This window comes from Shewanella zhangzhouensis (assembly GCF_019457615.1).
Taxonomy (GTDB): Bacteria; Pseudomonadota; Gammaproteobacteria; order Enterobacterales; family Shewanellaceae; genus Shewanella; species Shewanella zhangzhouensis.
The window spans coordinates 948,774-969,813 of record NZ_CP080414.1 but is presented as its reverse complement, the minus strand read 5'-3'; the positions used below and the strand labels follow the sequence as shown (position 1 = coordinate 969,813).

Sequence of the window (21,040 nt, the reverse complement as noted above, 5' to 3'; positions counted from 1 at the left end):
TGTTTAAATTAATAAAAACCATATTAAACAACAGTGCCTATTATTGAAAATCACCAGATACGTCAGGCTTTCAGCAAAGGCAATAATTTCCCGGCGAGCCAATCGTAATAAGAGTCCCCACCATGGAAGTAATCCGGACTACCATCGGAATAAACCAAAGTTGAAGCGTAAGGCATTGGATCGCTTATCTCTTCATTAAAAATACGTGCCGCATGAAAGAACTCAACACCCATCTGCTGCCACACATATTCCATCGCATCCATGTAGGCCATCATTAAGGGTGCCACTCCCTTGGACTCGTCAAAGCACTGCCAGAATGGGGTATCTGAAATCACCAGTATCCTATGTCCCTGTTCCTTTAGGCGAAACACTATAGTCATTTGGTCTCGCATTTTTGCATCGAAAAACTCCACATAGTCTTCCATTCCAATCTGATTCAACCTGTCTGGGCGCTCAGCTTTCATCCACTGCACAAACGTGGACACAGTCTGATGGGTTTGCAGCCCAATATTGGTCAATACCCAGGACTCCGACTGACGTTGAGCCTTACATAAGCTGTCGAGGTTGTTAACTATGGGCTGCCATAGGCGCCGGGATTCTGCGCTTTCTAATGGCACCATGATGTCCGCATCTCTGGTCAAGGTGAATTTATGCTGAGCGAATCCGGAACCATTCATCACCATGCCACCACAACAGGACTGACCAAGCCGCTCAAAAGACTTGGCCAACTTGCCAAAATGGCTATCACCTATGAGGGTCAGCAGTGTGCCCAGATCACTAGATGTGTCCTTCTTAATGGCATCCAGCATTTCATCATCGCATGCCGCTTCAATGTGGCTTGCTTCTGGTGTTTGTTTACCATTTAAGGATTCAGCCCAATGCCGCATCACATAGCCAACGCCTTTCTCAGATACAGTGCGCCGATTTTCCAGATAGCGAAAGTCTTCCGGTAAGGGGGTGGTGATAAGTTCAAACGAGGGGAAGTAGCTAACATCATCCCGCCCTTGGCAAAATTCCCCCGCAACAGCCCGCAGGACCGATTTGGAATAGCCGTTGGCCACCAACACGTGGTCATCAGTGGCTGTGGCCGTCAAAGGGACAGGTGATACCGTCAGCACAAAACGTATGTCGGGGTTTACAGCTTTGATTTGCTGGAAAAGCTCACTAAGATCAGAAAATATTTCCTGATAATTAAATACCTTAAGCTGATATTTTTCAGGATCATACTCACCAAACCTCACCCCGGGGCAACTTGGATAGCTAATGCCGTTGCAATCGATCCAGGCCTCAATCAGTCCAAGGGTAAAAATAAAAGATTCACTTTGTGCCAACTGAGCTCGGGTTTCCTCCATCGCCAACGTCCTGAACGCCAGTAACTCATCCAGTGATTGATAGCCCGTTTCGGCAGCTCTTGGTAATAACAAATCATAGTAGCGGCTGGACTGTGCCTCAAAGTGCACGCTGTGCTGCGATAATTCTTCATCGGAACAAACAAACCACTGCAGCAAAGAGCGGGGGGTGTAAATATTGCCAAACGCAAAGCTCGATACTTCATCGAGGTTTAGCTGGCTTCTGTTATAAGAATAATTATTTTGCGTCAACCAGTTACCTATATGCTGAGCAAAACAGGAACCTGCCGATGAAATCCGATGGTGAGGTTCAATGTTGAACTTTGGCGTGAGCATGTTGAAGTTTTCAAGCCCCGTACGAATGTTGGCAACAGCGGTTCGCCAGAAAATCTCATCACGGGAAGAATCATAGGGTAGTGCAAGTGCCATGGTCTAAACCTCCTTGTCAGAGTTCAGCAATTCCAGTCGTTGGCCCCATTGCCAAAAGTTTGGCCATGGGGCATATGTCCTGAAACAATGCACAAATCAAGCCAATAAGCGAAAGTTACAGCTCTAATCCCTCACGCAAGGCAAGCCTTTCCCTTACTGGCAGAGCGAGCGGCATTGAGCCGCATTAAGAGCCACATTGAAAAAGATGTGCTTAAGCACTCTGCCCACACCTGCTTTACCCCGCTATTCAGTCTTGAGGCAAATGTGGCGCTTTGTTGCTACAATAGCCACGCTTTGGGGTTGGGTAAGGAAGGGGTTGGCACAGAGATGTCACCCAAACAATTCACACTCAGCCCCACTCCGATAGCGATAACCAGTACAGAACGCCATTTCAGTGACCCGGCAAACGCCCGGTTAGCCACCACAGGATACTTTCCTTGAGCAATTCAGATACCCAGCCTTCACTGGCTTTTTCCACCCTTAAGCTTAAAACCGAACTGCTTGAGAACCTGTCCTCCATGGGTTACCACGAGATGACGCCCATTCAGGCCCAGAGTTTGCCGGCCATTCTGGCGGGTGAGGATGTGATTGGTCAGGGCAAAACCGGCTCAGGCAAAACCGCTGCCTTTGGTCTGGGTTTACTGAACAAGCTGGATGTGAAGCGTTTTCGCATTCAAACCCTGGTGCTGTGCCCTACCCGTGAGCTGGCCGATCAGGTGGCCCAGGAGATCCGCACCCTCGCCCGTGGCATCCACAACGTCAAAGTGCTTACCCTTTGCGGCGGTGTGCCCATGGGGCCACAGGTGGGCTCGCTGGAACATGGCGCCCACATCATTGTGGGGACGCCGGGGCGGATTGTTGATCACCTGGAGCGCGATCGCCTCGATTTGAGCAATCTCAATATGTTGGTGCTCGATGAAGCCGACCGCATGCTGGAAATGGGCTTTCAGCCGCAGCTGGATGCGATTATTGCCAGAAGCCCGAGGGAGCGCCAGACCCTGCTGTTCAGCGCCACCTTCCCCGAACAGATTCAAACCATTGCCCAGCAGGTGATGTATAACCCCGTGATGGTGAAAGTGGCCACCACCCACGAGAAGAGCACCATTGCCCAGCACTTCTTCCATCTGGAAGACGATGCTGCCCGCATGCAGGCGCTGCAATTGTTGCTGATTGAGCACAAACCCGAGAGCGCCGTGGTGTTCTGTAACACCAAGCGTGAAACCCAGAAGGTGGCCGATGATCTTACGGCCGCAGGTTTCAGCGTACTGGCGCTCCATGGCGACCTTGAGCAGCGCGACAGGGACGAAACCCTGCTGCAATTTGCCAACAAGAGCGCCTGCGTGTTGGTCGCCACCGACGTGGCCGCCCGCGGTTTGGATATCGATGCCCTCGATGCGGTATTCAACTACCACGTGGCCCACGACACAGAGGTGCACATTCACCGTATTGGCCGCACCGGCCGTGCGGGCAGCAAGGGCGCCGCCTTTACCTTCTTTAATGACAAAGACGGCTACAAGATAGCGTTGTTAGAAGAGTATCTGGAGCGCGACATTCAAAGCGAGCCGCTGCCCTCAGCAAGCCTCCTTGGCAGCATGCCCAAGGCGCCAGCCATGATCACCTTGCAAATCGACGGCGGTAAAAAAGATAAGCTGCGCCCCGGCGATATCCTGGGTGCCCTGACCGGCCAAAACGGCATCGAAGGCGGCCAGGTGGGCAAAATTCTGGTGACAGACTACCGCGCCTATGTGGCGGTTGACCGCAAGGTGGCAAAGAAGGCCCTGGGTAAAATCACCTCCGGCCGTATTAAAGGCAAGTCGTACCGCGCCTGGCTGATGAAGTAAGCCAGGTTTGCAAATAGAAAAAGGGCAGCACAGGCTGCCCTTTTTGTTTTTCCGGAGTGTTTAGCTGTAGGTAACCTTTTCAGCGGTCTGTATCACCTGGCATTTCCTATTGCAGTGACAGAGATTAGCAGCCAGTCAGCAAGCGCTTGTTGAGTCTGTCCAGATCCATACTGCGGCCACGTACCGTGATGCGCATGCCCGACTCATGGTACTGCTCATCGATGACCTGCATCCTGCCATGAACGTCGCCCATCAGAGCGCTGGCAGCGTAGGGAATGTTAAAGCAGGCACTGAGCATCTGATTGGTGATGGCATCGAGTATGGCCTGATGTACCCGTGACACATCCTCTGGAGCCAAGGCACTGATTTGAAGCGCATCGGGGAATTCCTGCGCCAGTGCCGAGCGCACATCTTCGCAGAGGCAATCTACCTTGTTTAAAAGCAGCAGCCTGTCTTTTCCACCCAGATTGATTTGTGCCAGCACCGAGCGCACCACCGCAAGCTGGCTGCGAAAATCGACATCACTGGCGTCCACCACATAGAGCAGCAAACTGGCGTCTTTGGCCTCTTCCAGGGTGGAGTGAAACGCAGGCACCAGGTCATGGGGCAGCTTATTGATAAAACCCACAGTGTCTGAAATCAAAATTCGCGGCTGGGTCTGGGGAGCGAGTGCCCTTACCGTGGTATCCAGGGTGGCGAAGAGTTTGTTTTCCACCAGAACCTCGGAGCCTGTGAGCGCGCGCATCAGGGAGGACTTACCGGCGTTGGTGTAACCCACCAGAGCTGCCGTTGGCGTATCGGCACGACTGCTTTTTTGCTCCTGCATTACCTCCTGCACCTTTTTCAGGTCACGCCTCAGCTCCGCCTGCTTGTCACGGATAGCGCGGCGTTCAAGCTCGATGGCGCTCTCCCCCACGCTGCGGCCGCCGGTGCGCTGTCTATCACCGCCATGCTCACGGCGTACTCTGGGAGTTAAATAATTGAGCCGTGCCAGCTCTACCTGCAAGCGCGCGGTTTTACTGCTGGCATGGCGACTGAAAATCTCAATGATAATGCCTGTGCGGTCAAACACCTCAACCCCAAGGGCATCCTCAAGGTTTCTGAGCTGCATTGGGCTTAAATCGCAGTCGAACACCACCACATTGGCATGCTGACGCTGACTGCCCGCCAAAAAGGCCTCCAGCCCGGCTTCATCTATGTTGGCGAGGGAATCGTCTGCTTCGTCCAAGGCGCCTGTCATGCGGGCCAGCTGCTCCAGCTTGCCCGTGCCAAGCACCGACAGGCGCTTGGTGGACTGCTGCCTTTGGGTTTCTGTTCCGTGTACGGCAAAGCCAAGGGTGCTCACCAGTCGGGCCAACTCCGCAAGGGAGCTTTCCACGTCTTTGGCACCTATGTTGGGGGTATGGATGGAGATGAGCAGCGCACGGGTGGCGGCTTGTTCCTGGATTGGGGGCATAGTGGCTCACTGCGAGGGCAGACCTGATTCAGGCGGAAGACTCCACAGCCAATACCTGGGCTGTGATGCCGACGTTATACGAGAGATACGCCCAAGAATCCAGCATCAGGGCCCAGGATAAAAAAATATCTTTTTGTCAGGCTCAGAACACTTAAATGGCCGGTTTTTTGCCGGCTCATAAGGCCTGTAAAAGGGCAGCCTGTGCAAAAAACGAGGCTTTGCCGGGAAGGCCAAACGTTCGCTTTTTCCCTGCGGCTGAAAGATTTTTACCGGCCGCCGTGTCTATTGATGCATCAGCGAACCCCTTCTCTAATCATCAAATGGAGTTGCCATGAACATGGTCAAACACGCATCCCTCGCCAAGGTCTGCTTTATCACCAGCCTCAGCCTGATTTCATCCGCCAGTCTGGCCAGCGAAAAAAGCATTGCCGAGTTGGTGGACGCCGTGAATGGCACCCTGGATGATGCCAGCCGAGAGGCGGGCAAACAGGTCAAACTCAGGAACCACGCCAAAGGCTTTTGTACCTCCGGCAGTTTTATCCCTGCACCTGAATTGCAGCAGCAACTGGATATTCCGTTTTTCAATCAGGGACCGATTAAGGTCACAGCACGGTTTTCCTTAGGCGGCACCAATGCGAACTTATCCGACAAAACCCCGGGGCGCTTTATGTCGCTTAAAATCGACGGTGAAAAAGAAAGCCTTAACTTTGTTACCACCAATGTGCCCATCTTCTTTGCCAGTAATCTGGATGACTTTTACAGCTTCCAAACCAAAATCAAGGAAGGGCCGCAAGGCAAGCAATGGCTTAAGGACAATAAGCCCGATGCCAAACGCTTTCTCGATTACGTGGCGCAGCTGCCACCGAGCCCCAGCTTCGCGAGCAGCCGCTACTTTGGTGTAAACAGCTTTTATTTTCGTCAGTCTCAATCTGACAAGACAGCAGAGCCCATTGCCGGGAAGTGGATTTTTGAGCCGCTGGCAGGCACTGCGGGCCTGAGTAAAGATGAGCTTGCCAGGATGGATGACAATTTCCTCAAAGCCGAGTTGCTGACACGCATAGCAGCACAAGCTGCCGAATGGGAGCTCTACATTCAGCTGGCCGAAGAAGGCGATATCATCAACGATCCCACCGTCAGTTGGCCTGATTCCCGCCCCCGCATATTGGCAGGCAAACTGGTGATTGATGGAATAAGGGACAGTGCCCCTGAGGTTAGCCAGTGCGGTGACGGCATCTTTAATCCTGTGCTGTTACCAAAGGGCATTACCCCTTCTGCCGACCCGATACTCAATGCCCGCACACCGGCGTACATTGAGTCCTTTATTCGCCGCAGATAAGCCTTCCCCAGCGAAATGCCCGGCCAGAATCAAGGCCGGGCGGCATGCCATCCATGCGCTTACACTGCTCTTCACCTACGGTGCAGGCATCAACTTCTGCAACCAAGTCTGCTAGAATCAGCCCATCTTGATGTTTGACCGATGTTGAAGGAAACGCGATGAACCCCATTATTGCGCTGCTTAAAGAGCACAATGTGAGTGATGAGCAGGTAAAAAGCCTGTTCCAGACCCTGACCGAAAACCCGCTGATGGCCATGGGTGTGCTGGGTCAGCTTGGTATTGCCCCGGAAAAACTCCAGGGCCTGATGATGCTGGTGATGCAGAATCCCGGGCTGATTAAAGAAGCCGTGGAAGAGCTGGGGCTGGATTTTGCCAAAGTTGAGGCTGCCAAGGCCCGGTTTGATGAGAGTCAGACTCAATAAGCGCCTGCTTCGCCCAGATAAGGGCCCTTAACGTAAAACAAACGGCAGAATCCAATTCTGCCGTTTTTATTGGTGTTCAGGGGATATTGACGTCAATGCAGGCTCGGTTTCGTCCCTGACTTTTGGCGCGGTACAGGCGTTTATCGGCCTCGCCTATCAGGGCCTCTGCGCTTTGGTAGTCGGCAAGCCAAATCATGCCCCCCATACTCACAGTCAAAATGCCGGTTGCCGATGTCGGGTGGCTGATAGCCAGTTCGGCAATGGCCCCCTGAATACGTTCAATCACCCGCTCTATCCCGGTTTTTGGGGTATTGGGCAGTACGACCACAAACTCTTCACCGCCATAGCGGGCCACCAAATCTGCAGGGCGCCTGCAGCTTCCCCCCAGCGCCTGTGCCACCGAGCGCAGCGCCTCGTCCCCCATCTGATGACCAAAGCTGTCGTTGTACTGCTTGAAATAGTCGATATCCACCATCAGCACACAAATCGCCTGGGATTGGCGCCTGGCCAACATCAGCTGAGTCTCGAGGTATTGATCAAAGAAATGGCGGTTTTTCACCCCTGTCAGGCCATCCAAAAAAGCAAGCCGACGCAATAAATCACTCTGGCGTTTAAGGGTCACCTGGGCCTTGATGCGATTTTTGAGGGTGGTGGCGTTAAAGGGCTTGGAAATAAAATCCACAGCACCTGCATCCCAGCAGGCGTTTTCGTCATGTTGACCTTGCAGGCCGGTAATAAAAATAACAGGGATATTAACCAGATCAGGATGCTGCTTCATCAGTTTACAGGTATCGAGGCCGCTGAGTTCGGGCATGATGACGTCCATCAATACCAAGTCAGGCAACATCTCCAGGCAGATTTCAATGGCACGTTTCCCAGAGGTGGCCATCAGCACCTGGTATTGGTCTTTGATGATGTGATGGACTATCTGAATGTTGGATGGCTTATCGTCAACTATCAGCACCTTGGGCGGTCCATCATCTTTGCCTTTGAATGGCTGCTCCTGATTTATCATCCTATCCTCTCTAATCCCTCAAAAGCCGATAATAGAACAAGTGATTGATTAAAATCCAAGTTGTTTGCTGCATCTACCAGCTTCCCGGTCAACTCAGCATCCTGCTCTGCCAAAGGTTCCCGCAGGCTTGCCAGCAAATCCAGCGCAGCCATATCCGACTGGCTCAGGAGCTGTTGCAGCGTGATTAGCTGTGCTGCCAGTTCAGCCTGTGGCAGTGCAGTCTGTGAGACTGCCCCTTCACTTTGGGCCTGTGGCGACAGCAACGGCTGTAACTGCTCAAGCAACGAGATAGCCTCAGGCAGAGCTCTCAAGACCGCGTCATCGGGCGCCACCTGCACATCGGCGTCGGCGCGACAATTAGCCTCGGCATTTCTGAGGATCTGGGCGAGTGCCGTAAATCCGCAGCTGGCTGCACCACTTTTAAGACTGTGATACTGAATTCGTGCGTCTTTCATGGCAATGTCAGGTACTGACAGACAGCGCTGCGCCTCGCTTATATCCAGTAAAAACTGATCGATGACCCTGTTATAAAGCTCACGGTCACCCAAGCGCTTGCAGGCTGCTTCCAAGTCAAGGCCATTAGTTTGTGAAAATTGTCTGACAGACTGCGGCAGTGCATCCTTGGGAATAGGCATCCCGGCTACTTCCGACGGCAGGGACGCAGCAGCCAAGGAGTCCGCATCATCTGCCAACGCTTCGCTGGGCCTCATCAGGTGGTCGGGTGTACTGAGGTACTGAAGCAATTTCGTCGCCACCACGTCTATCTCAAATGGCTTTGCTATGTGGTCGTTCATGCCCGCATCCCGACAAGCCAGCTTATCTTCCGGCATGGCGTTGGCGGTCATGGCAATGATGGGCAAATCGGCGAGCATGAGCTCGTTGCGAATTTTACGGGTGGTTTGGTAACCATCCATCCCCGGCATCTGAATATCCATCAGCACCAAATCAAACTGCTGACGGCTGAGAATCTCCAATGCCTGAAATCCATCCACGGCCTCGGTAACCTCGGCGCCAAGCTGCCCCAACAAACTGGTGGCAACCAGGCGATTGGTGGCATTATCTTCAACCAGCAGGAGCCGCCTGCCAACCAGACTCGGTGCCAACGGCAGATGAGACAACATATTCAAGCTATCGTCACTGTGGCTATCCACCACACTTTGCAGGCAACGACTCAACATCTCACGGGTCACGGGTTTGATCAGGGTGGCATCAAACTGCTCTTCCCGATGCTTGAGCTGCGCTTCGAGCATGGCCTGACTATAGGCGGTGACGATAATAATACCGGGCTGCCTGGAAAGAGACGCCAGATGACGTACCCATGAAGCCAGTTCCAACCCGTCCAGTCCGGGTAACTGCCAATCTGCCAAGAGCACATCGAACGAGTCAGGTGCCATGCGCTCTATCGTGTTCATGGCGGTTAAACCATTATCCAGTGCCGTGACCTCACACCCCAGATCACGCAGCAGCTCACTGAACACCAGGCGGGACGTATGGTTATCTTCCACCAGCAACACCTTCATACCACTGAAGCGGGCTCCCGGGCTGCATTTAGTGGCATCAAACCCCAGCTGCACATCGATGATGAAGGTACTGCCTACACCTGGGCTGCTGGTGACGCGGATTTCCCCCTTCATCAAATGTACCAGCTCACGGGTTATGGCCAAGCCAAGACCCGTGCCACCATAGCGGCGTGAAATAGAAGAGTCGGCCTGTGAAAATCCTTTGAATATAATGGCCTGCTGCACTTCGGTCATACCGATACCTGAGTCCTGGATTTCAATATGCAGGTGACAGACTCCGTCTTCTCCCAGGTCGGCATCAATACGGGTAACTATGTTGCCCGCCTCGGTAAACTTGATGGCATTGGTTAACACATTCAGCAGAATTTGCCTCAACCTCAGGCTATCGCCAATCAGCTGATCCGGCACGATGGATGCGACCTGATATACCAGCTCAATGTCTTTTTGCTGCACCTGGGATGACAGAATGCTGCCCATTTCCCCAAGCAGTTGCTGCAGCGAAAAGCCTTGCCGTTCAAGTTCTATCCGGCCTGCTTCAATTTTGGAAAAGTCCAGAATGTCATTTAAGAGCGCCAGCAGAGATTTGGCTGCCTGCTGGGTCTTTTGCAAATAGTCCCTCGGCCGCGGTGGCAATTCGGTCTGCAATGTCATTTGCAAAAGCCCGAGTACCGCGTTCATGGGGGTACGGATCTCATGACTCATGTTGGCCAAAAAGTCTGACTTGGCACGGCTTGCCTGCAGCGCCTGCTCCCGGGCATCGGCAAGCTCTCGCTCACGCTTTAACTGCTCTGTGAGGTCATAGGCAATCCCCAGATACCCCATGATGCACTTATCTTCACCGTAGAGAGTCGTTACGCTGAGTTTTACCGTGAAACGGTCGCCATTTTTACTCACATAGGTCCAGTTGTGAGAATCTACTTTGCCCTGTCTTGCCTTGGCGACAAAGGCATCGAAGCCGGGCTCCACAGGGGTGCCCAGTTCTTCTGTGAGCTGCGCCGCCCGGCGCACCACTTCCTCTTCAAGGTGGAAAATGGCCGGGGTTTGCAGTCCAATCATCTCCCTGGCACTGTAGCCAAGCAGGCGTTCGGCCGAGGGGTTAAACACTGTGATAGTGCCCTCGGGATCTGTCGCAATAATGGCGTAAGCCGCCGCATTCAAAATGGTCCGCTGCAGAACGCCCATTTTTTCAAGCTGTGAGGTCCGCTCATGTACCAGTTGCTCAAGCTTGGCCTTGGCACTGAGCAGGGCTTTTTCTTCGGCACTGGCCAGCTCGCGCCGATGTTGCAATACCACCGCACGGCGCATCCATATCAGTTGGCCACTGTATACCAGCACGGCTATCAGGAGGCTGGTAAGCCAGGCGTCGAGCAAAGTTGACCGGGGTTCCGGCAAAGCCATACGCTGGATGAAGGCGGGATCCGGTGACAGGCTCAAGCGCCAGTCCCGGCCAAACAAACTGATATTGGCGTCTACCTGATGTTGGGTTTGTGCCACATCATGGGCACCGCGCTGGAAAAACAGCTGTGACGTTTCATCGGTCACATCATAAATAGCCAATGCCAGGTGTTCTTCAAGGCCTGAGATGGTGCTGAGCACCTCGTCAATCAGGATGGGGGCATAACTCCAGCCAACCAGATTGGCCAAGCCAGTCCCGGAGCTGGCTTCAGGGCCAGGAGTTCGATATACCGGCATCAGAATCAAAAACCCCTGCAAACTTTTCTGACTTGCCTGTACCAGGGTTATGGGGCCTGTCAGGGTAACGCTGTTTTCCCGTGCCGATCTCAGTGCTGCCTGACGCCGGTTGGTCTCTGAGCCTATGTCCAAACCAACGGCCTGTTTATTGCGGGCTTCGGGCTCAATAAAGCGGATAATAAAGAGATCTTCCTGGTGGGGATTTAGCTGACGCAGAACAAAGTTTCCATCTGGCCGTTCTTTGGCACTGTTTTCGAGGAACCCGCCCAACGCGGGAACCGGCACATATTGAATAAAACCAAAGCCCCGGGCACCGGGGAACTCATGGCTGTAATCTCGGCTTTGGGTGTATAACTGCATGCGGGCATAGTCAAAATTATCAACACCATAGGTGAGCATCGCCCCACGTACACCCCTTAGCCCGTATTGATAAAGGGATACTTTTTCTGTCACCCCGGTACTTATCTGCTCTAACCTTTCCGCCATGATCTCTTTGATACGCTGATCATTTTCGAGGCGTTGCCCGTCGGCCAATTGGCCACCAACCACATAACCCAGAATTAAAATTAACGCGGGTACCCAAAGGGAGAATAACGACTGACGTGATAAGGATGGCTTCAGCAAATGAGTCCCTGGCATGAGTCCCTCTGTTCAATGAGGTCGTGTATAACGCGCTGAAAAAAGATGTGGCTTAAATAATAGACCGCTATGCCTGCAGGCGCATACTCTTTTTTCCCTTTATCCTCTATGGGTTAGCGTCTTAGCTGGACCACCAGAGCAATGCCCCCGAGCACGGCAAAGGCACTGACAATCAGCCGCAGACTCATGGCCTCGCCAAGAAGCAGCCAGCCACCAAAGGATGCGATAATGGGCACACTGAGCTGCACTGTGGCTGCCGTGGTGGCTTCCAGTCGTGGCAGCACCGAGTACCAGAGTGCATAGCCAAGCCCCGATGCCAACGCCCCCGAGGCGATACCATAGACCACGCCCATGCCGGAGAGATTGATTCCCTGCCCAGTCACTTCGGCCAGCCCGCTTAACGCCAAAAGCCCATAGAGCACCAATGCCAGAGGCACGGCGCGGACAAAGTTGCCCGCTGTCGCTGCCAAAGGTGATGCCACACCTCTCCCCAACAGGGAATATGCCCCCCAACAGCAGCCGGCAAGCAACATCAGGGCCGCACCAAATGGGTCCGGAGAGGCCACGCCCGGGAGCAAAAACCATCCCAATCCCACCATGGCAAGCACAACACCAAACACTTGCAGCGGCCCCAATCTTTCCCCGGCCCAGAAGCCATAACCAATCATGGAGCCCTGCACCGCACCAAAGAGCACCAAGGCGCCAGTGGCTGTACTCAGGCTGTGATAAGCAAAGGAGAAGGCAGCGGCGTATCCCAACAAGGCAGTGGCAGAACGCCAATTGCCGGCGAGCGCCTGCCCCTTCCCCTGTGCCAGGGCCAACATCGCCAGCACCACAGCACCACTGACCATACGCACCAGAGTAAAACTGGCGGCATCTATGCTGCCCGAGGCCAGCGCCTCGCGGCAGAGCAAGGAGTTGGCGGCAAAGGCCAGCATGGTCAGCGCGGTCAAAAACCACAGTCGGCTGTTCCAGCGCTGAGACTGGTTTTTTGGGGTATTGATCATCTTGTTTTCATCCTGTCTTCCCGCCATAAACCACTCAATTCTTATCTAATAAAAACAATCTATTAAGCAAAATCAAACCGAACCACCAGAGTTAAGCCCAGTCGCTTACCGCTGGGGTTGATACATGCCATCAGCACCGCCGGAATCGCGTTCAAAAAGCGACAAAGTACACCATTAAGGCCAGCTGTCAGAGCAGGGTAAACCAAGACCCCAATTGCCCCAATTTGGCGCGAGTCAGACAACAAAATCTAAATTACAGATTAAAACAATCGCTATTAATCATTTAGTACGATCAAAACTTTACCACTACCTTCTAAAGCGTTCCAAGGATCCGGGTGAAACGCACCTCTGGTTATTCACTCCGGTTATTCACCCCGGTCCATCACCGGACATGGCCCCTGCCGTGTCATATAACAACCGGCACAGTCAATATTGACACTGTGCCCCAAGGACAGGATACGCAGATGAAACGCACGCTCCCAACCTTGTCAGCCCTGGCGCTGTCACTGTCGCTGGCATTGGCCGCAGGCCAAACCCAGGCGGCCGAAACCACCACCAACAGCTATTGGTGGCCAGAACAACTGGATCTGTCTCCCCTTCGTCAGCATGGCAGCGAGTCCAACCCCTATGGTGCAGATTACGACTATGCCAAGGCGTTTGGCAGTCTGGATCTGGCGACGGTAAAGGCCGATATCAAAACCGTCCTCACCACCTCTCAGGACTGGTGGCCAGCCGACTACGGTCACTATGGCCCTTTCTTTATCCGCATGGCATGGCACAGCGCCGGTGTATACCGCATTTTTGATGGCCGTGGCGGCGCCAGCGGTGGACAACAACGTTTTGAACCCCTGAACAGCTGGCCCGACAACGTCAACCTCGACAAGGCACGCCGACTGCTGTGGCCCATCAAGCAAAAGTATGGCAGCAAAATATCCTGGGCCGATCTGATGGTACTGGCCGGCAACGTATCGCTTGAGTCCATGGGCTTTAAAACCTTCGGCTTTGCCGGCGGTCGCACTGACGACTGGGAAGCCGAGCGCGTGGATTGGGGCCATGAGAAAAAATGGCTCGACAACAAACGCCACAACGAAAAAGGCGAACTTGCCAAACCACTTGGCGCCACCCAGATGGGCCTGATTTACGTGAATCCGGAAGGCCCCAATGGCGTACCTGACCCGCTGGCCGCCGCCAAAGACATCCGTGAAACCTTCGGCCGCATGGCCATGAACGATGAAGAAACCGTTGCCCTGATTGCCGGTGGTCACACCTTCGGTAAGGCCCACGGTGCACACGATCCCGCCAAATGCGTGGGTGCAGACCCTGCCTCAGAGGGAGTTGAAGCTCAGGGCCTTGGCTGGAAGAACAAGTGTGGCAAGGGTCACTCCGAAGACACAGTTACCAGCGGCCTGGAAGGCGCCTGGTCTGTCAGCCCAACCCAGTGGACCATGCAATATCTGGATAACCTCTACGGCTTCGAGTGGGTCCAGTCCAAGAGTCCGGCCGGCCACATCCAGTGGATCCCCGCCAACGGTGCCGGTGACAATCTGGTGCCTGACGCCCACGTGCCCGGAAAGCGCCACGCGCCCATCATGTTCACAACGGATATCGCCCTCAAGGAAGATCCCAGCTACCGTGAAATCACCAGCCGCTTCCGTGAAGATCCCAAAGCGTTCGAACTGGCCTTTGCCAAGGCCTGGTTTAAGCTGACCCACAGAGACATGGGGCCAAAAACCCGTTATCTGGGCGGCGATGTACCTGCCGAAGCCCTGATTTGGCAAGACCCGATCCCGGCACTTGATCACACCCTTATCGACACCAATGATATTGCTGCCCTGAAATCGGCCATTCTGGCTTCCGGCATTGCTGTCCCTGAGCTGGTGCGCACAGCCTGGGCCTCTGCGGCCAGTTTCCGTGGCACGGATATGCGTGGCGGCGCCAACGGTGCCCGTCTGCGCCTTGAGCCTCAGCGCAACTGGGAGGTCAACAATCCCAAAGAGCTGGCCAAGGTGTTGCCAAAGCTTGAGAAAATCCAGATGGATTTCAACAAGTCACTCAAGGGTGGCAAGAAAGTCTCTCTGGCTGATGTGATTGTGCTCGCCGGTGGTACCGCCATCGAACAAGCCGCCAAGTCTGCCGGTTACTCGGTGACAGTGCCCTTCACGCCGGGCCGTATGGATGCCACCGCTGCCCAGACGGATGTCAGCTCTTTTGCGGTACTTGAGCCCAAGGCCGATGCGTTCCGTAACTTCTTCAGCGAAGAAAGCTATCTGCCACCAGCCAAAGCCCTGGTTGAAAAAGCCACTCAGCTGACCCTGTCGGTACCCGAGATGACCGCACTGGTAGGCGGCTTACGGGTACTTGATGCCAACAGCAACAAGGCAAAGCATGGTGTCTTTACCGACAAACCAGGGACCCTCAGCAATGATTTCTTTGTGAATCTGCTGGATATGTCTACCCGCTGGGAAAAATCCCCCAAGGAGGCAGGTCTCTACCAGGGCTTTGACCGTCAAAGCGGCAAGCTCAAATGGACAGCCACCCCAGTGGATCTGATTTTTGGCTCCCACGCCGAGCTGCGTGCCGTAGCCGAGGTCTATGGTGCCAACGACGGTAAAGACCGCTTCATCGAGGACTTTATTGCCGCCTGGACCAAGGTGATGAATCTGGACAGATTCGATATCTAAGGCTCGGATAGTCACTGGCTGATATCCATCAAGGCACTGCCCCCACATAATCGGGGAATCTGCAGTGCCTTTATTTTTGCTCTTTTTTATACCCTCTCGGTCATTTCCCTGCGCGCTCTCCCTGTTTGGCCTTGCCAATATCCCTGCCTTTACCCCTTCGAAAACACACCCACATTCAACACCAAAAACAAACAACCTTGCTACAAACTCGTACAGTTTCCGTTACTTCGGAATGCTATAACAGGTCGCTTTATTTGCGATCAGATCCGCAACTTGTGGGTTTTGCCCACCCAGTTCGGCAAGTATAACTCATTGAAAATGTTGCAAAGTGGATGCGTACTTTTCGATAACCGGCAGGGCATGGCAGCACCGACAATTGTGGATGGAAACATAATAACGACAAGAACGGAGTCATTAATGACAGTGAAACATCCTATCAAAGCCAGCGCAGCTGCTGTGTTCGGTGTCCTGTACCTGGGGATGTCGGGCTATGCCGCGGCAGAGATTGGCATGGCGAAAGCCGACAAGGGCGGCTTCTATGTGCCCACCTTTACCAACGAAGATATCGAGGCATTCAATACGTCGCGTAAAGAAGATCAAACCGGCGACCTCTTCCTTGCCCCCGGTAAAGTGAATCACGTACTGAATCGACGCCAACAAAAAGTGTTCGAGTTCGACGACTCCATCAAGGGTGAACATACCTTTATCGTGCAGTTCGACGACAAGCCGGTGGCTACCTATGATGGTGGTGTCTCTGGCTATGCTGCCACCAAGCCTTTAATGATGCAGAAGTCCGGTGTACTGAATCCAGGCCAGGTTCAGGCATCTGAGGTAGTACACTACCAGTCCATGCTTAAGAGCAAGCAGCAGAGTGTCCTGAATAAAGCCAGTGCCCACGGCGCTCGCTTCGAACTGAAGGACCAGTTTACCCTGGCCAACAATGCCGCCACTGTGCGCATGACCCAGGAAGATGCCGCGCGTATGGCGCAGGTGCCCGGGGTGAAAAAGATTACCCCTACCCGGGTGTTCAAATTGCGTACCGACCGTGGTCCTGAGTTTATCCATGCCGATGCCGCCTGGAACGGCAATACCAGCTCTGGCCTAAAGGCACAGGGTGAAGGCATGGTGGTGGGTATTATCGACACAGGTGTGAATACCGATCATCCTGCATTTGCCTCGGATGCCGACTTTACCGCCAGCCATGAAAAGATGGGCGGCCAGTATCTGGGTGACTGTCAGACCGATGCCAGCCTCTGTAACGACAAGCTGATTGGCGTGTATTCCTATGAAGTGATTACTGAAATCTACAACGCCCCCGAGTTTCAGGATTACTCCTGGCAGACCAAGCTTATCCGTCCCCGCAATGGTGAAGATTACAATGGCCACGGCTCACACACCGCCAGCACTGCCGCCGGTAATCGCATCGAAAATACACCTCTTCAGGCGGCCAACGGCGACAAGGTCAGCGACGGTGTAAACCTGCCATTCAACTTCGATCACACCTCGGGTGTGGCTCCCCGCGCCCACATCATCTCCTATCAGGTGTGCTGGCCGGGCAGTGGTGGAGACCCGTATGCAGGTTGTCCTGAAGAAGCCATTCTAGCCGCCTTTGAAGATGCCATCCGCGACGGCGTGGACGTGATTAACTTCTCCATCGGTGGCGGCGAAAACTTCCCCTGGGAAGACCCAATGGAGCTGGCGTTCCTGTCTGCCCGCGAAGCCGGGATCTCCGTGGCTGCCGCTGCCGGTAACTCTGGCCCCTATTTCTACAGTGCCGACCACACCTCTCCCTGGGTGACCACTGTGGGGGCCTCTACCCACGACAGAACCCTGGATGCGGGTAAAACCAGTATTACGGCCTTTGAGTCCACCGGACCTGCCTTCACCATCCCGAAAAATGACATCGCGGGCAAAGGCTTTACCGATGAGATTTCCGGTCAGTTTGTGCTGGCTGAAAGCTATCCCGATCCCAACACCAACGATGGTTACGCAGCCAAAACCTGTAATGCGCCCTTCCCTGCAGGCACCTTCACCGCAGACCAAATTGTCGTCTGTGAACGCGGTGATATTCCCCGCGTAGATAAGGCTATCAACGTACAGGCTGGTGGCGCCGGTGGTTTGGTACTGCTCAACGTGAACTACAGCGACCCTCTGGTGGCTGACCGCTTTGTCATTCCTGGGATTAACGTTTCTTCCAGCGTGGGTTACAGCCTGAAAAACTGGATCAACCGCAGTAACGGCACCGCCCGCGGCACCATCACTGCCCATGTGAACGACTATCTGCTGGACGAAGAGAAAGGCAATCTGCTGGCCTACTTCAGCTCCATGGGCCCAAGTCGCTATATCGATAACCTGGTACCGGATGTTACGGCGCCCGGCGTAAACATCTATGCCGCCAACGCCGACGATCAACCCTTTACCAACAATCCCTCTGCCAGCGATTGGACCATGATGAGCGGTACCTCCATGGCATCGCCCCATGTGGCCGGCGCCATGACGCTGCTGACCCAGCTGCACCCTGACTGGACACCGGCAGAGATCCAATCGGCATTGATGCTGACCGCCAATGAGGTGAAATACCAGCCTTATACCGGTGCGACGCCAACTGAACTGCCATACCACTTCATGGCTGGTGCCGGTGCCATTGATGTGGCAAAGGCTGACGCCACCGGGCTTATCATGGATGAAACCATTGATGGCTATATGGCTGCCAACCCCAATAACGGAGGTATCGCCAACTGGCTGAACCTGCCATCCATGGTTGACATGAACTGTGAGAAAGAATGCACCTGGATGCGCACAGTCACGGCCACCAAAGATGGCAGCTGGACAGTCAGCACCGAGGTGAAAGAGGACGGTGCGACCCTGGTTGCCACCCCAAGTCAATTCAGCCTGAAGGCCGGGGAAACCCAGACCATCATGGTGAAAATGACGGTACCAAGCGTGAGTCGCTACGCGGTTGACCCGGACGATGGTGACTCACCATGGGAAGGCAATACCAACTATGCCCTCTTCAATGGCAAGCTGATGCTGACCGAGAGCACAGGAAACTCGCCTGAGCTGCATATGCCTGTGGTGGCCCTGTCCAACTACGACCAATTGCCTTTTGCCAAGCAAATCGAGTTCAACCGTGAGCAGGGTGCTGAAACCTTTGTCGTTAATACCGACAACTACAGCCAGTTCACCCCAAGATACTATGGGCTGGTTAAACCCGAAGTGGAACAGCATGAATTGGGGCTGGTAAGCCCGCTCATTAACCTGGCCAACGTGGAAAAGTGGGGGCTCAGCAAGGTGGTGGTGCCGGAAGGCACCAAGCGTTTGATGATAGAGGTCCAGTCTGCAGACCTTATCGGTCATGACAACAACGACAATCCTCGCTACTTCAAGCAAATCCCGGTGCTCAGTGTGGGCCGCGATGCCAACGGCAACGACAGCTTTATCCCAAGTGAGGAGGAACTGGCGGCCAACAGAAACGCCCTGACCAACGAGTTCCATGCCGAACTTGAATGTCAGTCGTCATCCAACGCCGTGATGAACTACTGCGATCTGGTGGACCCAGTGCCAGGTACTTACTGGATTGCCCTGACCAACGTGGGCAGTGGCAAACAGATGTACAAGGTGAACACCGCCGTTGCCCTGGTGGGTAACGACAGCGCCGCAGGCAACTTCCACCTTGAAGGTCCGGCATCCCACGATGGTAATGGTAACTATGAGCTGACCCTGAACTGGGATCTGCCCCAAGCGGTGGAAGGTGACGTGTTCTATGGTGGTTTCGATATGGGGAACATGCCCGGCGAAGAAGGCACCCTGGGCTTTACCTCCCTCACCCTGAGACGCGGCAAGGACAATGTGTCCTTTAACCTCAGCCAGGATAAGGCACGCAATATGGACGTGGTTGAGATTGACCTGTCGATGCTGCCAAACCTGGAGTCACAGGACAGAGACTTCAGCTTCAAGCTGACCCTGCCCGAGGGTATGCGTCTGGCCCCCGAGACCCTGAAGACCCTCAACGACAAGGCGCTGACCAACCTGGAAATGGATGAAAAGGGCTTCAGTCTGAGTGGCAACCAGCTGAGCACCCGTAACATTCAGCGTGAATATGTGGTGACCAACAGCCTGACCTCGGCCCAATGCCGCACTCCCATGATTGATGAGTACTCCGATGGGGGCTACATCGACCTGCGCGAGTTTGGTATTCAGCCGGAGCACAGTTGGCATGTGGGTGACTATCGTGCCTTTAACGATGTGCCCATGAACTGGCTGTTCTGGGGTATGGATCAGGAACAGTTCAAACTCTACAACCAGAACAATGGCGGTTTCATCCGTATGCACGCCGTGGGTGCCATGCAGTTCAACAGCGCATACTGGATGATGAACTATGTGCGTGGTCCCGGCTTCCTGTATGAGTCAGTCAACCCCTTCTGGCGTGGCAGCTTCGAAGCCAAAAACCGTCGTCACCCCGATGACCCATGGGGTTTGACCATTGCGGCTCAGTACGATGCGGACCGTCCGGATCTGGGTGATCTGCTGTTTATGGAGTTCGATAACGTCACAGATACGCAAACCGGCGATGAATATGACTATCAAGTGATATTGCGTCCCAACCTGGACTTCCGTGACAACCGCTTCGAGATGATCTTTGCCTACGACAACCTGGGTGCAAACCTGGCCAAAGGCACCATCTATGTAGAAGGTTTCGACAGCCCTTACTCATCCAACGTCGGTCCAAAAGACGGCTATCTCTACACCATGGTTGGTTTTGACAATCTGGATGAGGTACTCGAAGACAACATGGTGATGTGTTTCGATTACCAGGGTCCCGAGCAGAGCGCCATCGACATGAAGGTGAAGGCGGTTGTTCAGCCTCAAGCCGTGGGTAAGACGCTGGAAGTCCTGCTGACTCAGAGCGTAGAAGGACAGATGGAAAAAACCACCAGCCGCACCCTTGTGGTCAACAGCGATCTGAAAGTCGCTGCCCTGCCCGATATGCAGGTGGCCGAAGACGGTGAGCTGAGTGGCATCGAAGTCTTCTATCTGGATGCCAATAAAGTGAGCAACCATGTGATTGTGACCGGTGAGCATGTACAGGCCGAGATCAATGGCAGCAGCTTCAGCCTCAAGCCCGATGCCGACTTCTTCGGTGAAACCCTGGTAACAGTGACAGTGCAGGACAACGAGCATGCCAGCGATCAGGCCAGCGTCAGCTTTATGCTGACAGTCACCCCGGAGCAGGATGCGCCGGTTGCCAAAACCGCCAATGCCGAGTTTGCCATCACCGAGGGTCAAACCATCACCCTGGATGCCAGCAGCTCGGTTGACATGGACGGTGACAACCTGACATTCAGCTGGGATGGCCCGGGCACCATCGGTGACGACAGCGCTGCTGTCACTACTGTGACTGGCCTGTCAGTGGGTGAGCACAGTTTCACAGTGACAGTGTCTGACGGCATGGATGAAGACGAGGCAGAGGTAATAGTGAAGGTGGCGGCAGCTCCCGTCACTGAAACCACCCCTGCCAACAACAGCTCAGGCGGCAGCCTGGGTTGGATGGCCTTGCTGCTGATGGCAGCCGGAGCACTGCGCCGTCGCCATTAAAACCCCTTGGTGGCCAGGATTTTTTCTGGTCACCCTTCTCCACCCCAAACGAAGTGAA

General features: G+C 54.1%; 10 protein-coding genes. 5 read left to right on the top strand and 5 right to left on the bottom strand.

Going from position 1 to position 21,040, the window contains the following annotated elements; translation table 11 throughout:
* Window positions 1–62: 62 nt before the first annotated feature.
* The gene (locus K0H63_RS04140) at window positions 63–1,778 is read right to left on the bottom strand and encodes a GSCFA domain-containing protein (protein ID WP_220066860.1); all 1,716 of its coding nucleotides are present in this window, start codon (window positions 1,776–1,778) and stop codon (window positions 63–65) included.
* A 437-nt stretch (window positions 1,779–2,215) separates the two neighbouring features.
* Here K0H63_RS04140 and dbpA point away from each other — a divergent pair, with 437 nt between their 5' ends.
* Window positions 2,216–3,619 (top strand): ATP-dependent RNA helicase DbpA, encoded by a 1,404-nt coding sequence (gene dbpA / locus K0H63_RS04135; RefSeq protein WP_220066859.1) that lies wholly within the window; start codon window positions 2,216–2,218, stop codon window positions 3,617–3,619.
* 124 nt (window positions 3,620–3,743) lie between these two features.
* Here dbpA and hflX read toward each other — a convergent pair whose 3' ends face one another.
* The gene (gene hflX / locus K0H63_RS04130; RefSeq protein ID WP_220066858.1) at window positions 3,744–5,075 is read right to left on the bottom strand and encodes a GTPase HflX; all 1,332 of its coding nucleotides are present in this window, start codon (window positions 5,073–5,075) and stop codon (window positions 3,744–3,746) included.
* A gap of 337 nt (window positions 5,076–5,412) precedes the next feature.
* On the opposite strand from hflX, the gene K0H63_RS04125 reads away from it, so the two are divergent.
* Complete coding sequence (locus K0H63_RS04125) at window positions 5,413–6,411, top strand: catalase family peroxidase (RefSeq protein ID WP_220067803.1); 999 nt, start codon at window positions 5,413–5,415, stop codon at window positions 6,409–6,411.
* A gap of 158 nt (window positions 6,412–6,569) precedes the next feature.
* Entirely contained in the window at window positions 6,570–6,833 is a 264-nt protein-coding gene (locus tag K0H63_RS04120; protein ID WP_220066857.1) for a DUF2999 family protein, read from the top strand.
* A 76-nt stretch (window positions 6,834–6,909) separates the two neighbouring features.
* On the opposite strand, the gene K0H63_RS04115 is transcribed toward K0H63_RS04120, so the two are convergent.
* From K0H63_RS04115 to K0H63_RS04105, 3 genes are all read right to left on the bottom strand, one after another.
* Window positions 6,910–7,848 carry a GGDEF domain-containing response regulator gene (locus K0H63_RS04115; protein ID WP_220066856.1) on the bottom strand — a complete coding sequence of 313 codons (939 nt, stop codon included), beginning with the start codon at window positions 7,846–7,848 and terminating at the stop codon, window positions 6,910–6,912.
* Window positions 7,845–11,699, bottom strand: coding sequence for a response regulator (locus tag K0H63_RS04110; RefSeq protein ID WP_220066855.1), 3,855 nt, complete (start codon window positions 11,697–11,699; stop codon window positions 7,845–7,847). The genes K0H63_RS04115 and K0H63_RS04110 overlap by 4 nt, the downstream gene beginning before the upstream one ends.
* A gap of 113 nt (window positions 11,700–11,812) precedes the next feature.
* Window positions 11,813–12,706 carry a DMT family transporter gene (locus K0H63_RS04105; protein WP_220066854.1) on the bottom strand — a complete coding sequence of 298 codons (894 nt, stop codon included), beginning with the start codon at window positions 12,704–12,706 and terminating at the stop codon, window positions 11,813–11,815.
* Window positions 12,707–13,170: 464 nt separating this feature from the next.
* Here K0H63_RS04105 and katG point away from each other — a divergent pair, with 464 nt between their 5' ends.
* Both katG and K0H63_RS04095 read left to right on the top strand, forming a co-directional pair.
* Window positions 13,171–15,387 carry a catalase/peroxidase HPI gene (gene katG / locus K0H63_RS04100; RefSeq protein ID WP_220066853.1) on the top strand — a complete coding sequence of 739 codons (2,217 nt, stop codon included), beginning with the start codon at window positions 13,171–13,173 and terminating at the stop codon, window positions 15,385–15,387.
* Window positions 15,388–15,804: 417 nt separating this feature from the next.
* The gene (locus tag K0H63_RS04095) at window positions 15,805–20,982 is read left to right on the top strand and encodes a S8 family serine peptidase (RefSeq protein WP_220066852.1); all 5,178 of its coding nucleotides are present in this window, start codon (window positions 15,805–15,807) and stop codon (window positions 20,980–20,982) included.
* Window positions 20,983–21,040: the final 58 nt, after the last annotated feature.

What these genes read in the sequence shown, in the direction of transcription:
- K0H63_RS04140 (WP_220066860.1), bottom strand. Translation starts at nt 1,778, where the DNA reads ATGGCACTTGCACTACCCTATGATTCTTCCCGTGATGAGATTTTCTGG.
- hflX (WP_220066858.1), bottom strand. Translation starts at nt 5,075, where the DNA reads ATGCCCCCAATCCAGGAACAAGCCGCCACCCGTGCGCTGCTCATCTCC.
- K0H63_RS04125 (WP_220067803.1), top strand. Translation starts at nt 5,413, where the DNA reads ATGGTCAAACACGCATCCCTCGCCAAGGTCTGCTTTATCACCAGCCTC.
- K0H63_RS04120 (WP_220066857.1), top strand. Translation starts at nt 6,570, where the DNA reads ATGAACCCCATTATTGCGCTGCTTAAAGAGCACAATGTGAGTGATGAG.
- K0H63_RS04115 (WP_220066856.1), bottom strand. Translation starts at nt 7,848, where the DNA reads ATGATAAATCAGGAGCAGCCATTCAAAGGCAAAGATGATGGACCGCCC.
- K0H63_RS04110 (WP_220066855.1), bottom strand. Translation starts at nt 11,699, where the DNA reads ATGCCAGGGACTCATTTGCTGAAGCCATCCTTATCACGTCAGTCGTTA.
- K0H63_RS04105 (WP_220066854.1), bottom strand. Translation starts at nt 12,706, where the DNA reads ATGATCAATACCCCAAAAAACCAGTCTCAGCGCTGGAACAGCCGACTG.
- katG (WP_220066853.1), top strand. Translation starts at nt 13,171, where the DNA reads ATGAAACGCACGCTCCCAACCTTGTCAGCCCTGGCGCTGTCACTGTCG.
- K0H63_RS04095 (WP_220066852.1), top strand. Translation starts at nt 15,805, where the DNA reads ATGACAGTGAAACATCCTATCAAAGCCAGCGCAGCTGCTGTGTTCGGT.